We start from the raw sequence: 14,417 nt of genomic DNA, 5'->3' as shown, positions 1-14,417 counted from the left end.
CCCTGCGCCTGGACGGCGTGGGTGGGTTCACCCCCAAAAGGCTGGCGAACAGGCAGGGCCGTGGGCTACCCTGCCGGCCGTTCGATCACTCCAGCTTGAGTTTCTGCTTGGCTACCACGCCCTTGTACAGCTCGAACTCGGCCTTGGTCTGTGCTGCGAATTCCTGCGGGGTGTTGCCCACCACCAGCGAGCCGGTGTCCTCAATGCGCTTCTTTACCGCCGGGTCTTCCAACGTCTTCTTCACGGCCTGCGAGATGCGCTCCACCACGGCCGGTGGCAGGCCCTTGGGGCCGTGGATGCCGTAGAAGGCCATGCGGTTCACGGGCTCGAAGCCCACTTCCTTGAACGTCGGCACATCGGGCAGCGAGGCCAGGCGCTGCGGGGCGGCCACGGCAATCGCGATCAGGCGCTTGTCCTTGATGAAGGGCAGGGCGGAGGGCAGGTTGTCGAAGATCATCGGCACCTGGCCCGATACCGCGTCGTTCAGCGCCGGGCCTGCGCCCTTGTAGCCGATGTGCTCCAGGTCCAGGCCGGTCAGTGACTTGAACAGTTCCATCTGCAGGTGGCCAATGCCGCCCGTGCCCGAGCTGGCGAATGAATACTTGCCGGGGTGGGCCTTCACCTCGGCCATGAAGCCCTTGAAGTCCTTTCCCGCAAAGCTCGGGTGCACGGCCAGCACATTGGGTGTGGCCGCCATGTTGACGATGGAGGTGAAGTCCGTGAGCGGGTTGTACTTGGCCGCCGGGTTGATGGCCGGGGCCGAGGCCACGGTGGACACGGTCGCCACGCCCAGGGTGTAGCCGTCGGCTGGGGAGCGCGCGATTTCCGTCGCGCCCACCACGCCGCCGGCACCGGCCTTGTTGTCTACCACTACGGGCTGGCCCAGGGCCGTGCCCAGTGACTGGCTGACCACGCGGGCCACGATGTCGGTGGTGCCGCCGGGGGCAAAAGGCACGATCAGCCGCACGGGCTTGTTCGGGTAGTCCTGTGCCAGCGCGGGGGCTGCGCCGACGAGCAGGCCAGCGGCAATGGCCACGGCGCTGCAGAGCTTGGAAAAAGGTTGTGTCGATGTCATGTGTTGTCTCCGGACAGGTTGTGGTGCGAAAAGGCCGGGCTGCGTTGGCCGCAATGCCCGCCCTGGGCTTTTTGCAGCTTGTGTGCCAGGCGCTGCCGTGCGGCGCCTGGCGGGCCGCCAGGCCGCGCCGCCATTGGGTTTGGCCCACGGGGGCCGGCATGGAAATCCATGCGCTGGTCCGTAAAAACCGGCGGATTTCCACACGAAAACCCCCGGTTTGTGCGGATTTCCAGACAGCGCCCCTTGTCAACCGGGTATCGCCTTGCCTGCAGGGTGCGGGGAGCGCCGCACAATGCGGGCAAGGCTGCCGCGCAATGGCAGTGCCGTTGACCTTCTGTTGCCGATCCGTTTGAAACCCACCCGTTCGCTGTTGACTTCCGGCCTGGCGCTGTTGGCCTGCGTGTTCGTGGGTGCGCTGGCCTACCGCTGGTCGCTCGACGCCCAGCTGTCTGGGCAGCAGCGCGCCGCCAGCCAGCGGCTGGCCTTTGCGGCCCAAAGCCTAGAGTCGCTGCTGCAGCGCAACGAGGCGCTGCCCGCGCTGCTGGCGCTCAACAGCCGCACCAACCTGGCCCTGCAGCGGCCCGATCCGCAGAACCTGCAGGCCGCCAACGCCTACCTGGCATCGGCCGTGGCGCTGGCCGACGTGGACACGGCCTATGTGATGAACACCGAGGGCCTCACCCTGGCCGCCAGCAACTGGAACCTGCCCAGCAGCTTCGTCGGCCAGAACTACCGCTTTCGCCCCTATTTCGAGGCCGCCATGCAGGGCCGCACCGGGCGCTTCTTCGGTGTGGGCGTGACCACGGGCAAGGCGGGTTACTTCATGGCGTCCGCCCTGCCGCCCGAGGCGCCCGCGCCCGGCGTGGTGGCGGTCAAGATCTCGCTCGACGCCTTCGAGGCGGCGCTCGCCGATGGCGGCGACACTGTGCTGTTGGCGGACGGGGAGGGCGTGGTGTTCGTCAGCACCGAGCCCGCCTGGCGCTACCGCACGCTGGCCCCGCTCCCGGCCGATGTGCGCGGTCGCCTGCAGGGCGTGCAGCAGTACGGCAACCATCCGCTGACGCCCTTGCATGCGGATGGATTCCGCCCTGCCGATGGTGACACCCTGCGCCTGCAGCAGGCGGGCCAGCAGCGCGACTTCAGCGTGGCGGCGCGCAGCGTAGGCCCGCTGGGCTGGCAGATGCTGCTGCTGGCCGACCAGCGCCCGGCCCGGCAGGAGGCGCTGGTCGCGGGCTTGGCCGGCGGCCTGTGCGCAGCGCTGGTGCTGGGCCTGGCGCTGCTGCGCCGGCTCGACCGGCTGGGCCGAGCCGAGCGGGCCGCCAGTGCCCTGCGCCTGCGCGAGGCGCACGGCATGCTGGAGGTGCAGATCGCCCAGCGCACCCGCGAGATCACCGCCGCCAATGCCGCGCTGGAAGACCGCGTGCGCGACCTGCAGCAGGCCGAGCAGATCGTGCGCGGCACCCGCGACACGGCGGTGCAGGCCGGCAAGCTGGCCGTGCTCGGCCAGATGGCCGCCGGCATGAGCCATGAACTGAACCAGCCCTTGGCCGCCCTGCAGACCCTTTCGGACAACGCCATCGCCCTGCACCAGCGCCAGCGCGGGGACGACGTGGCCGAGAACCTGCGCCTCATCAGCCAACTGGCCGGGCGCATGGGCCGCATCGTGCGCCAGCTCAAGAGCTTTGTGCGCAAGGAGCCGCCGGCCCTCAGCCCCTGCAGCGTGCGCGAGGCGCTGGACCATGCCCTGCTGCTGCTGGCCCCGCGCTGCCAGGCGGTGGATGCACAGATCGCCGTGGCTGACTTCGACGAGGCGCTGTGCGTGCTGGCCGATGCCACGCGGCTGGAGCAGGTGCTGGTGAACCTGCTGCGCAACGGACTCGACGCCGTGCAGCACCAGGCCGTGCGCGAGGTGCGCTTTGCCGTGGAGGTGCAGGCCGACGCAAGCGTGCTGCTGCGCGTGGCCGATACCGGGCTCGGCATGAACCCCGAGGTGCAGACCCATCTGTTCGAGCCTTTCTACACCACCAAGGCGGGCGAGGGCCTGGGCCTGGGGCTGGCTGTTTCGCGCATCATCGTCGAAGGCATGGGGGGCACGCTTGCGGCGTGTAACCTGCCGGAGGGAGGTGCCGAGTTCACCGTCCGCCTGCCCCGGGCTGCTGGCATTGCAGCGCAAGGCAAGGCCGCCCACCCCGCCACACAGGACCTTCCATGAACCTTTCTGCGGCAGACCCACCGACCGTCTACCTCGTCGAGGACGACGCCATGGTGCGCCGCGCCTACGCACAAGCGCTGTCACTGGCCGACATCGAGGTGCGCGCCTTCGCCAACGCCCAGGGCGCGCTCGACGCCTTCGGCCAGGACCGGCCGGCCGTGGTCGTCACCGACATCCAGATGCCGGGCATGAGCGGCATGGACCTGTTGCGCACCCTGCGCGCGCTGGACGCAGACCTGCCCGTGGTGTTGGTCACCGGCCATGGCGACGTAGCCCTGGCCGTGGACGCGATGCGCGACGGCGCCTACGACTTCATCGAAAAGCCGTTTTCGTCCGAGCACCTGGTGGCCACCGTGCAGCGCGCGCTGGAGCGCCGCGCCCTGGCCGAGGAACTGCGCGTGCTGCGCGAACGCAACCCGCGCGATGCCTTGGCCACGCTGGTCGGCCCATCGCCCGGCATGGCCGAGGTGCGCCGCCTGGTAACCGCCCTGGCGCCGCTCAGCGTGGACGTGCTGCTGCACGGCGAGACCGGCGCCGGCAAGGAGGTGGTGGCCCGCGCGCTGCATGCGGCCAGCGGGCGCAGCGGGCCCTTCGTGGCCATCAACTGCGGCGCGCTGCCCGAGAGCATCATCGAGAGCGAGCTCTTCGGCCACGAGCCCGGGGCCTTCACCGGCGCCACGCGCCGGCGCATCGGCAAGATCGAGCATGCCAACCAGGGCACGCTGCTGCTCGACGAGATCGAGTCCATGCCGCAGGCCCTGCAGATGCGCCTGTTGCGCGTGTTGCAGGAGCGCGAAATCGAGCGCCTGGGCAGCAACCTGAGCGTGCCCATCACCTGCCGCGTGGTGGCCGCGTCCAAGGTCGACCTCAAGGCGCTGGCCGTAGAGGGCCAGTTCCGCGCCGACCTGTACTACCGCCTGCACGTGGCCAGCATCGCCATACCGCCGCTGCGCGAGCGCCCGCAGGACATCCCCGTGCTCATGGCCCACTTCATCGCCCAGGCCGCCGCACGCCATGGCCGGCCCGCGCCCGCATGGACCGACCGCGAACTGGCCGCCTGGCTGGCCCACGATTGGCCCGGCAACGTGCGCGAACTGCGCAATGCCGCTGAACGCCTGTGCCTGGGCCTGCCCATGGAGCCGCTGGGGGAGGGCGATGCGTCAGCCCCCTCGCTGGCCGCCCGCGTGGACGCCTTCGAGCGCAAGCTGCTGCGCGACACCCTGCGCCTGACCCAGGGCAACGTGGCCCGAGCTGCCGAGATGCTGCAGATGCCGCGCAAGACGGTGTACGACAAGCTGCAGCGCCATGGGCTCATACCGGGGGATTTCGCGGCCCGCCCTGGGGCGGGGTCGTAGCTCTATATAGAGAGGAAGGATTCGCCCCCAGTACCTGCGGTCCTGGCGCGGCTTTCAGTGCAGGCAAAAGCAAATTCCTCGGGGTTTCCCTACCGCCCCTCAAAAGTAGTGCTATAGTCGAGGGCTTCGCTACCAAGACCTCTGTTCACAGAAGTTGGTCGGTTGAAGGTGCTGCCCAGGCAGTGCTTTCAGCGGTTTGGGTAGACCGAAGCAGACTTTGCAAAAAGTTGGGTCCTTTGAGAAAAGCGAGCAAAAACTCGGTATACAATCAAAGGCTGCGCTGAAAAGAGCTGGTCGCCGAAAGGTGGTGAGAGCTTCGAAGTGCTGGGGTAGATGAAGACGCCAAGCGGCTTCAAAAACTTCCAAAAAGTTTGACGGAACTTAAAAACCGTGCTATAATTCAAGGCTCAGCTGATCGCAGCTAAGTCGGTAGAAATAAAGAAAAGAACTACGGTTCTGGCCTGATTTCTACAAGGATCCTTAAAAATATACAGCCGATAAGCGTGGGCGTTTGATGGCGAGTGCCAAGTTCTTTGGAACTAGTGCTTAGCACTACAAACGCTCATGAGATAGAAGTGAAGTTCACTTCAATTCTTTTTTATGAGTTGCTCGAAAGAGCGAAAAAAATCAAGATCGAACTGTAGAGTTTGATCCTGGCTCAGATTGAACGCTGGCGGCATGCCTTACACATGCAAGTCGAACGGTAACAGGTCTTCGGATGCTGACGAGTGGCGAACGGGTGAGTAATACATCGGAACGTGCCCGATCGTGGGGGATAACGGAGCGAAAGCTTTGCTAATACCGCATACGATCTACGGATGAAAGCAGGGGACCGCAAGGCCTTGCGCGGACGGAGCGGCCGATGGCAGATTAGGTAGTTGGTGGGATAAAAGCTTACCAAGCCGACGATCTGTAGCTGGTCTGAGAGGACGACCAGCCACACTGGGACTGAGACACGGCCCAGACTCCTACGGGAGGCAGCAGTGGGGAATTTTGGACAATGGGCGAAAGCCTGATCCAGCCATGCCGCGTGCAGGATGAAGGCCTTCGGGTTGTAAACTGCTTTTGTACGGAACGAAAAGACTCCTTCTAATACAGGGGGTCCATGACGGTACCGTAAGAATAAGCACCGGCTAACTACGTGCCAGCAGCCGCGGTAATACGTAGGGTGCAAGCGTTAATCGGAATTACTGGGCGTAAAGCGTGCGCAGGCGGTTATGTAAGACAGATGTGAAATCCCCGGGCTCAACCTGGGAACTGCATTTGTGACTGCATAGCTAGAGTACGGTAGAGGGGGATGGAATTCCGCGTGTAGCAGTGAAATGCGTAGATATGCGGAGGAACACCGATGGCGAAGGCAATCCCCTGGACCTGTACTGACGCTCATGCACGAAAGCGTGGGGAGCAAACAGGATTAGATACCCTGGTAGTCCACGCCCTAAACGATGTCAACTGGTTGTTGGGTCTTCACTGACTCAGTAACGAAGCTAACGCGTGAAGTTGACCGCCTGGGGAGTACGGCCGCAAGGTTGAAACTCAAAGGAATTGACGGGGACCCGCACAAGCGGTGGATGATGTGGTTTAATTCGATGCAACGCGAAAAACCTTACCCACCTTTGACATGTACGGAATCCTTTAGAGATAGAGGAGTGCTCGAAAGAGAACCGTAACACAGGTGCTGCATGGCTGTCGTCAGCTCGTGTCGTGAGATGTTGGGTTAAGTCCCGCAACGAGCGCAACCCTTGTCATTAGTTGCTACATTCAGTTGGGCACTCTAATGAGACTGCCGGTGACAAACCGGAGGAAGGTGGGGATGACGTCAAGTCCTCATGGCCCTTATAGGTGGGGCTACACACGTCATACAATGGATGGTACAAAGGGTCGCCAACCCGCGAGGGGGAGCCAATCCCATAAAGCCATTCGTAGTCCGGATCGCAGTCTGCAACTCGACTGCGTGAAGTCGGAATCGCTAGTAATCGTGGATCAGAATGTCACGGTGAATACGTTCCCGGGTCTTGTACACACCGCCCGTCACACCATGGGAGCGGGTTCTGCCAGAAGTAGTTAGCCTAACCGCAAGGAGGGCGATTACCACGGCAGGGTTCGTGACTGGGGTGAAGTCGTAACAAGGTAGCCGTATCGGAAGGTGCGGCTGGATCACCTCCTTTCTGGAAAACCGCATTCAAAATTGAACGCCCACACTTATCGGTTGTTGGAAAAGGGTCTGTAGCTCAGCTGGTTAGAGCACTGTGTTGATAACGCAGGGGTCGTTGGTTCGAGCCCAACTAGACCCACCAAATTCCGATGGACAGAGAACTGCGGCGAGAGCTGTGGGGAAATGCATGGAATGGGGGATTAGCTCAGCTGGGAGAGCACCTGCTTTGCAAGCAGGGGGTCGTCGGTTCGATCCCGTCATCCTCCACCAACGACGACAGACAAAAACAACAACAAGTTAGTAAGAGATTACTCAACACCAAAGCGGCTTTGAATCAGAAATGATGCGAGGCTGTTTTGTTGTTGATCAATATCGATTGATCAATCGGCTGTTCTTTAAAAATTCATAGAGTCGAATCAGAGTTGCTAGCGGAAACTGCACATTCGTAAAGGTTTAGTGCAGACCGTGCCGCTAGCAACGATAATTTTTGATTGCGTCAAAACGAATATTCAAACCTAGTTTGAAATTCTTAAGTAATACGATGACAGATCTAAGGATCTGAAGTTGTTTACGGCATAACGCGCCAGGTGAAAGACCTGGCAAGTCCTTGAAGATTACGGCGATATCTTGAAAGAGATGTCAAAGTTATAGGGTCAAGTGACTAAGAGCATGTGGTGGATGCCTTGGCGATTACAGGCGACGAAAGACGTGATAGCCTGCGATAAGCTTCGGGGAGCTGGCAAATAAGCTTTGATCCGGAGATTTCTGAATGGGGAAACCCACCTCGCAAGAGGTATCGCATGATGAATACATAGTCATGCGAGGCGAACCGGGTGAACTGAAACATCTCAGTAGCTCGAGGAAAAGACATCAACCGAGATTCCGAAAGTAGTGGCGAGCGAAATCGGAAGAGCCTTCTATTGATAGCACGACTGTTAGCAAAACGGAATGGAAAGTCCGGCCATAGCAGGTGATAGCCCTGTATGCGAAAACAGACGTGTGGTACTAAGGTAGAGACAAGTAGGGCGGGACACGAGAAATCCTGTCTGAATATGGGGGGACCATCCTCCAAGGCTAAATACTCGTAATCGACCGATAGTGAACCAGTACCGTGAGGGAAAGGCGAAAAGAACCCCGGGAGGGGAGTGAAATAGATCCTGAAACCGCATGCTTACAAAAAGTAGGAGCCCGCAAGGGTGACTGCGTACCTTTTGTATAATGGGTCAGCGACTTACATTCAGTGGCAAGGTTAACCGAATAGGGAAGCCGTAGAGAAATCGAGTCCGAATAGGGCGAATCAGTCGCTGGGTGTAGACCCGAAACCAAGTGATCTATCCATGGCCAGGATGAAGGTGCCGTAACAGGTACTGGAGGTCCGAACCGACTAGTGTTGCAAAACTAGCGGATGAGCTGTGGATAGGGGTGAAAGGCTAAACAAACTTGGAAATAGCTGGTTCTCTCCGAAAACTATTTAGGTAGTGCCTCAAGTATTACCGTCGGGGGTAGAGCACTGTTTAGGCTAGGGGGTCATGGCGACTTACCAAACCTATGCAAACTCCGAATACCGACGAGTACAGCTTGGGAGACAGAGCACCGGGTGCTAACGTCCGGACTCAAGAGGGAAACAACCCAGACCGCCAGCTAAGGTCCCTAAAATTGGCTAAGTGGGAAACGAAGTGGGAAGGCTAAAACAGTCAGGATGTTGGCTTAGAAGCAGCCATCATTTAAAGAAAGCGTAATAGCTCACTGATCGAGTCGTCCTGCGCGGAAGATGTAACGGGGCTAAGCCAGTTACCGAAGCTGCGGATGTGCAATTTATTGCACGTGGTAGGAGAGCGTTCTGTAGGCCTGTGAAGGTGTCTGGTAACGGATGCTGGAGGTATCAGAAGTGCGAATGCTGACATGAGTAGCGTTAAAGGGGGTGAAAAGCCCCCTCGCCGTAAGCGCAAGGTTTTCTACGCAACGTTCATCGGCGTAGAGTGAGTCGGCCCCTAAGGCGAGGCAGAGATGCGTAGCTGATGGGAAACAGGTCAATATTCCTGTACCGATGTGTAGTGCGATGTGGGGACGGAGAAGGTTAGCTCAGCCAACTGTTGGATATGTTGGTTCAAGCCTGTAGTCGTGCCTGGTAGGCAAATCCGCCGGGCTTAGATGAGGGGTGATAACGAGTCTGCTTGCAGACGAAGTGAGTGATACCCTGCTTCCAGGAAAAGCCACTAAGCTTCAGCTACACACGACCGTACCGCAAACCGACACTGGTGCGCGAGATGAGTATTCTAAGGCGCTTGAGAGAACTCAGGAGAAGGAACTCGGCAAATTGATACCGTAACTTCGGGAGAAGGTATGCCCCAAGTAGGTGAACTCGAACAGAGGGAGCCCAACGGGGTTGCAAAAAATCGGTGGCTGCGACTGTTTAATAAAAACACAGCACTCTGCAAACACGAAAGTGGACGTATAGGGTGTGACGCCTGCCCGGTGCTGGAAGATTAAATGATGGGGTGCAAGCTCTTGATTGAAGTCCCAGTAAACGGCGGCCGTAACTATAACGGTCCTAAGGTAGCGAAATTCCTTGTCGGGTAAGTTCCGACCTGCACGAATGGCGTAACGATGGCCACACTGTCTCCTCCTGAGACTCAGCGAAGTTGAAATGTTTGTGATGATGCAATCTCCCCGCGGAAAGACGGAAAGACCCCATGAACCTTTACTGTAGCTTTGTATTGGACTTTGAACAGATCTGTGTAGGATAGGTGGGAGGCTTTGAAGTGATGTCGCTAGATGTCATGGAGCCAACGTTGAAATACCACCCTGGTGTGTTTGAGGTTCTAACCTAGGTCCATTATCTGGATCGGGGACAGTGCATGGTAGGCAGTTTGACTGGGGCGGTCTCCTCCCAAAGCGTAACGGAGGAGTTCGAAGGTACGCTAGTTACGGTCGGACATCGTGACGATAGTGCAATGGCATAAGCGTGCTTAACTGCGAGACTGACAAGTCGAGCAGATGCGAAAGCAGGACATAGTGATCCGGTGGTTCTGTATGGAAGGGCCATCGCTCAACGGATAAAAGGTACTCTGGGGATAACAGGCTGATACCGCCCAAGAGTTCATATCGACGGCGGTGTTTGGCACCTCGATGTCGGCTCATCTCATCCTGGGGCTGTAGCCGGTCCCAAGGGTATGGCTGTTCGCCATTTAAAGAGGTACGTGAGCTGGGTTTAAAACGTCGTGAGACAGTTTGGTCCCTATCTTCCGTGGGCGCTGCAGATTTGAGGAAGCCTGCTCCTAGTACGAGAGGACCGGAGTGGACACACCTCTGGTGTATCGGTTGTCACGCCAGTGGCATTGCCGAGTAGCTAAGTGTGGAAGAGATAACCGCTGAAAGCATCTAAGCGGGAAACTCGTTTCAAGATGAGATCTGCCGGGGCCTTGAGCCCCCTGAAGAGTCGTTCAAGACCAGGACGTTGATAGGTCAGGTGTGGAAGCGCAGTAATGCGTTAAGCTAACTGATACTAATTGCTCGTGAGGCTTGACCCTATAACTTTGATAGCCGTGTACGCTCCTTCATGGACGTGTGCAAGCTTCGAAGATTGTTATGCCAAGTTGACGCAGTCAAAACACATAAAATCTGATTCCACTCTATGAATTCGTTGTCTTGCTCCAAGAGCAAGTCGACTCCAAGTTATGCCTGATGACCATAGCAAGTTGGTACCACTCCTTCCCATCCCGAACAGGACAGTGAAACGACTTTGCGCCGATGATAGTGCGGGTTCCCGTGTGAAAGTAGGTCATCGTCAGGCTCTTATAGCCCCAAATCCCCTCAGTCTCCAAAGGACTGGGGGGTTTTGCGTTTGGGCGGGCGAAATGCGTCCGACGTTCCGGCCGATTCCTGAGGTCCGCCTCGCCCGGAAGCCCTGGCCCTACTATTTTTCATTTTTTTGGGTGGCGCTTAACCCCGTTCATCCCCGCCGTTCGTTTCACTCAGCACCAACACTTTGATGGAGCTGCCATGAAATCCGGTTCATTCATCCTTCCCGCTCTGGCTGCAATGCTGGCGCTGGCCAGCCTGCCGGCCCAGGCCATTGGCCGCCTGGCCGATATCACCATCGTCGATCGCGAAACCGGCGCCACGTTGCCGGTGCATTACGCCAAAGGCGAATACTGGGTGGCCGGCCGCCCTGGCGCGCGCTATGCCGTCACGGTACACAACCGCCTGGGCGAGCGGGTGCTGGCTGTGCCCTCGGTGGACGGCGTGAATGTGCTCAGTGGCGAGACCGCCGCCTGGGACCAGCGCGGTTATGTGTTCTCTCCCTACGAGCGCTACCAGATCACCGGCTGGCGCAAGAGCAGCAGCGAGATCGCCGCCTTTGAGTTCTCCAGCGCAGGCAACTCCTATGCCGGCCGCACCGGCCGGCCGGCCAACGTGGGCGTGATCGGCGTGGCGCTGTTTCGCGAGCAGCCGCCCTTGCCCGCGCCACCCGTGGTACAGGAGCCCTTGGGCCAGCGCCGCGACAGCAGCAGCGACAACAGGCTCGGGCGCCTGCGCGAGGAGCCAGCGTCGCCCGCCGCCGCAGCTCCCACCCCCGCCTCGGAAGCCGAGTCCTCCGCGCGCTCGCAGTCGGCGGGCAGCCTGGCGAAGGCGGCGCCTGCACCATCGCCCAAACTGGGCACGGCACATGGCCAGCGCGAGACCTCCGTCGTCACGCAGACCACCTTCACGCGGCTGCAGGAGCAGCCCAATGAAGTCATCAGCATCCGCTACGACAGCCGCGAGAACCTGGTCGCCAGCGGCGTGATCCGCGAGCAGCCGGTGCGGCCACCGGTACCCCGCGCGTTTCCGCAGTCGGACAACGTGTCCTATGTGCCGGACCCGAAGTGATGCGGCCTAGCGGAGCGTGGCAGACTTCGCCGGTGGATGAGGGCCCCGCATAATGCACAGGTGCCGGCCCTCCCATCACCCGACGACACCAACGACACCGACGAGGCGCTGATGCTGCGCTATGCCGGGGGTGAGCTGGGCGCGTTCGACACGCTCTACAGCCGGCACGAGCTGGCGGTATGGCGGTTTGTGTTTCGCAGCGTGAAGGTCCAGGCGGTGGCCGACGACCTGCTGCAGGACGTCTGGTTTGCCGTGGCGCGCAATGCCGGCAGTTATGAGGTCAAGGCGAAATTCAGGACCTGGCTGTTCACCCTGGCACACAACCGGCTGGTGGACCACCTGCGCACCGCCAAGCACCACGCCAGCCTGGACGCGAGCGACGATGACGAGCGCAGCCTGGTGAACACCCTGGCGGCAGACTCCGGGTTCGGCCCGGTTCGGCAGTTGCAGTCGCGCGAGCAGGCGGCGGCGCTGATCGCTGCGGTGGAGCAGCTGCCGTTCGAGCAGCGGCAGGCCTTTCTTCTGCAGGCCGAAGGTGACCTCGGTGTGCAGGAGATTGCGCAGGCCACTGGCGTCAGTTTTGAAACCGCCAAGAGCCGCCTGCGCTATGCACGGGCCAGCCTTCGCCAACAGCTACAGGAGTTTGCACCATGAGCGCGCGGGACGACGAGCTGACCCAGCGGTACCGCGAAGCCAGCGAACAGGAAGATGCCCGCCCCGGTGCCCATGTCCGTGCTGCCGTGCGTGCGCATGCTCAGATGCTGGCGGCAGCCCCGTTGCCCACCGCGCCCGCCGCCCCCAGCCCGGTTGCCGCCAACCAATCGCACTGGAAGATCACGGCCCTGGCCACCGTGGCGGTGGTGGGCCTGACCGGCTTGCTGCTGCTGCAGTTCCAGCGCGGGACGCCCGAAGAACAGGAAATCGCCTACGGCCAGCGCCGTGCCGAGGCGCCTGCGCGCGCGCAGCCGTCTGCTGCCGCACCCCCTGCGCCTGCGCCGGCAGCAGAAGCGCCTTTGGCAGCGCCTGCCGCACCTCCAGTACCACAAAGCCGTGCCCGTGATGAGGCCAGTCCATCGGCCGGGTCTGCGGCGCAAAAACCTGCTGCACCGGCGCTGGGCCAGGCAGCGCCACTGGCCAAGACGGTACCCGCACCGGCCATGCGGGAGGCCGAATCCCCAACGGCTGCGGGCGCGGCCGGCGCGGTGTCGGGCTTCCCCGCATCGCCGCCTCTCACGGCCGATCGCTCGTCGGTGTCTGGATCTGCGCCTCCAGTGGCGCCTTCCACCCCCTCCACTCCACGCGGTGAAATGCGCGAGCGTTTGGCCGTGCAGGATGCCCCGGCTGCCGCAGCAGCCGAAACTTCCCGCTCCGCCGCACCGGTTCAGGCACTGCCTGCCCCGACAGCGGTCCCCAGGCGGCAGGACAGCAGCGCGGCGGGCAACAGCCTGGCTGCGGCCGCGCCCCGTGCCGACAGCGGGGGCAGTGCCTCGTTGCCCGATGACTTGCGGGAGGCGGCCCGCACGGGCCACGCGCTGCAGGTGGAAAGCCTCATCCGCCAGGGGGCGCCCATCGACGCCCGCGACAACGCTGGCAAAACCGCACTTATGCTGGCGGCCATGGGCGGCCAAACCACCACGGTCCAGAAACTCCTGGCCCTGGGCGCCAACCCGGCCCTGGTGGACCGCGAAGGCCTGGGCGCCGCGCAGCACGCCAGGCGACTGGGTTACACGCGCATCGCCGAGCTCATCGAAGCCACCCCATGAGGCAGTGGGCGTGGGGCGCCTGCGGGCGCCTCACCCCTTGCCATCAGCCCTTCAAGGCCGCTGCCACCGTGGTCGCCAGCGGCGCCGTGGCCCTGCCGATCAGCTGGCTCAGCTGGTGGCCATCGTCGAATAGCGCACCCTTGGCCGCTGCAGCGTCCGAGTCGGCCAACAGCGCGGCAAAGCCTGCCGGCAGGCCCACCTGCACCAGGGCGGCCTGGTAGTCGGCCTCGGGCAGGTCTTTGTAGACCACGTTCTTGCTCGACTGACGCGCGATCTCTGCAGCCAGGTCCGCCAGGGTGTAGGCACTGTCGCCTGCCAGCTCGTACACGCGGCCGGCCTGGCCGTCGGTGGCCAGCACCACGGCTGCGGCTTCGGCATAGTCCGCGCGGGCCGCCGAGGCGATGCGGCCGTTGCCCGCGCTGCCCAGCACGGCGCCATGGGCAAGGGCGGCCGGCACGCTGGCCGTGTAGTTCTCGGTGTACCAGCCATTGCGCAGCAGCACCACCGGCAGGCCCGAGGCGCGCAGCAAGGCTTCGGTCTCCACATGCTCCGCAGCCAGGCCTAGCAGGGAGCTGTTGGCACGCAGCACGCTGGTATAGGCCAGCAGTTGCACTTGGGCACGCTTTGCCGCGTCGATCACCGCCTTGTGCTGCGCCGTGCGCTGGCCCACTTCGCTCGATGAGATCAGCAGCAGCTTGTCCACGCCCTGGAAGGCAGTATCGAGCGTGTCGGGCTGCCCGTAGTCGGCCTTGCGCACCTGCACGCCCAGGGCAGCGAGGTCCTGGGCTTTTTCGGGGCTGCGCACGGCCGCGACGATCTGGGCGGCAGGGATGCTCTTGAGCAGGGACTGGATGACGAGGCGGCCGAGCTGGCCGGTGGCTCCGGTGATGGCGATCATGGTGAAAAACCCTGGTTGAAAAAGAAAGAGAAGGCAGAATAGCGGCCAAGCTAACTTTTTGTAAGTACGCACATAAAGGTAAGTACC

General features: G+C 61.7%; 7 protein-coding genes, 2 tRNA genes and 3 rRNA genes. 10 read left to right on the top strand and 2 right to left on the bottom strand.

What is annotated here, in order from left to right; all coding sequences use genetic code 11:
* Window positions 1–85: 85 nt before the first annotated feature.
* Complete coding sequence (locus ACSQ3Y_RS20425; RefSeq protein WP_436178662.1) at window positions 86–1,075, bottom strand: tripartite tricarboxylate transporter substrate binding protein BugE; 990 nt, start codon at window positions 1,073–1,075, stop codon at window positions 86–88.
* A gap of 349 nt (window positions 1,076–1,424) precedes the next feature.
* On the opposite strand from ACSQ3Y_RS20425, the gene ACSQ3Y_RS20420 reads away from it, so the two are divergent.
* From ACSQ3Y_RS20420 to ACSQ3Y_RS20375, 10 genes are all read left to right on the top strand, one after another.
* On the top strand, window positions 1,425–3,287 hold the full coding sequence (locus ACSQ3Y_RS20420; protein WP_436178661.1) for a sensor histidine kinase: 1,863 nt from the start codon (window positions 1,425–1,427) through the stop codon (window positions 3,285–3,287).
* Window positions 3,284–4,642, top strand: a complete 1,359-nt coding sequence (locus ACSQ3Y_RS20415) for a sigma-54-dependent transcriptional regulator (protein ID WP_436178660.1) — start codon at window positions 3,284–3,286, stop codon at window positions 4,640–4,642. Before ACSQ3Y_RS20420 ends, ACSQ3Y_RS20415 begins: the two co-directional genes overlap by 4 nt.
* A 635-nt stretch (window positions 4,643–5,277) precedes the next feature.
* Window positions 5,278–6,810, top strand: a 16S ribosomal RNA gene (locus ACSQ3Y_RS20410).
* A gap of 52 nt (window positions 6,811–6,862) precedes the next feature.
* Window positions 6,863–6,939: transfer RNA gene (locus ACSQ3Y_RS20405), tRNA-Ile, on the top strand.
* Window positions 6,940–6,991: 52 nt separating this feature from the next.
* Window positions 6,992–7,067: transfer RNA gene (locus ACSQ3Y_RS20400), tRNA-Ala, on the top strand.
* 381 nt (window positions 7,068–7,448) lie between these two features.
* A 23S ribosomal RNA gene (locus tag ACSQ3Y_RS20395) occupies window positions 7,449–10,327 on the top strand.
* Between the two features lie 150 nt (window positions 10,328–10,477).
* Window positions 10,478–10,590 (top strand): 5S ribosomal RNA (gene rrf, locus ACSQ3Y_RS20390).
* The 16S, 23S and 5S rRNA genes sit together here with 2 tRNA genes alongside, the layout of an rRNA operon.
* Before the next feature lie 209 nt (window positions 10,591–10,799).
* Complete coding sequence (locus ACSQ3Y_RS20385) at window positions 10,800–11,669, top strand: hypothetical protein (RefSeq protein ID WP_057267840.1); 870 nt, start codon at window positions 10,800–10,802, stop codon at window positions 11,667–11,669.
* A 36-nt stretch (window positions 11,670–11,705) separates the two neighbouring features.
* Window positions 11,706–12,323 (top strand): sigma-70 family RNA polymerase sigma factor, encoded by a 618-nt coding sequence (locus ACSQ3Y_RS20380; protein WP_436178659.1) that lies wholly within the window; start codon window positions 11,706–11,708, stop codon window positions 12,321–12,323.
* Window positions 12,320–13,432, top strand: coding sequence for an ankyrin repeat domain-containing protein (locus ACSQ3Y_RS20375; protein WP_436178658.1), 1,113 nt, complete (start codon window positions 12,320–12,322; stop codon window positions 13,430–13,432). Before ACSQ3Y_RS20380 ends, ACSQ3Y_RS20375 begins: the two co-directional genes overlap by 4 nt.
* A 43-nt stretch (window positions 13,433–13,475) precedes the next feature.
* On the opposite strand, the gene ACSQ3Y_RS20370 is transcribed toward ACSQ3Y_RS20375, so the two are convergent.
* Window positions 13,476–14,330: an SDR family oxidoreductase gene (locus tag ACSQ3Y_RS20370; protein ID WP_436178657.1), complete on the bottom strand. Its 855-nt coding sequence runs from the start codon at window positions 14,328–14,330 to the stop codon at window positions 13,476–13,478.
* Window positions 14,331–14,417 lie beyond the last annotated feature (87 nt).

It is taken from the genome of Acidovorax sp. LjRoot66, assembly GCF_964253305.1.
Lineage (GTDB): Bacteria > Pseudomonadota > Gammaproteobacteria > Burkholderiales > Burkholderiaceae_C > Acidovorax.
The sequence above is the reverse complement of the archived record's forward strand: the minus strand, read 5'-3'. Positions and strand labels throughout refer to the sequence as shown.

What these genes read in the sequence shown, in the direction of transcription:
- ACSQ3Y_RS20425 (WP_436178662.1), bottom strand. Translation starts at nt 1,075, where the DNA reads ATGACATCGACACAACCTTTTTCCAAGCTCTGCAGCGCCGTGGCCATT.
- ACSQ3Y_RS20415 (WP_436178660.1), top strand. Translation starts at nt 3,284, where the DNA reads ATGAACCTTTCTGCGGCAGACCCACCGACCGTCTACCTCGTCGAGGAC.
- ACSQ3Y_RS20385 (WP_057267840.1), top strand. Translation starts at nt 10,800, where the DNA reads ATGAAATCCGGTTCATTCATCCTTCCCGCTCTGGCTGCAATGCTGGCG.
- ACSQ3Y_RS20380 (WP_436178659.1), top strand. Translation starts at nt 11,706, where the DNA reads ATGAGGGCCCCGCATAATGCACAGGTGCCGGCCCTCCCATCACCCGAC.
- ACSQ3Y_RS20375 (WP_436178658.1), top strand. Translation starts at nt 12,320, where the DNA reads ATGAGCGCGCGGGACGACGAGCTGACCCAGCGGTACCGCGAAGCCAGC.
- ACSQ3Y_RS20370 (WP_436178657.1), bottom strand. Translation starts at nt 14,330, where the DNA reads ATGATCGCCATCACCGGAGCCACCGGCCAGCTCGGCCGCCTCGTCATC.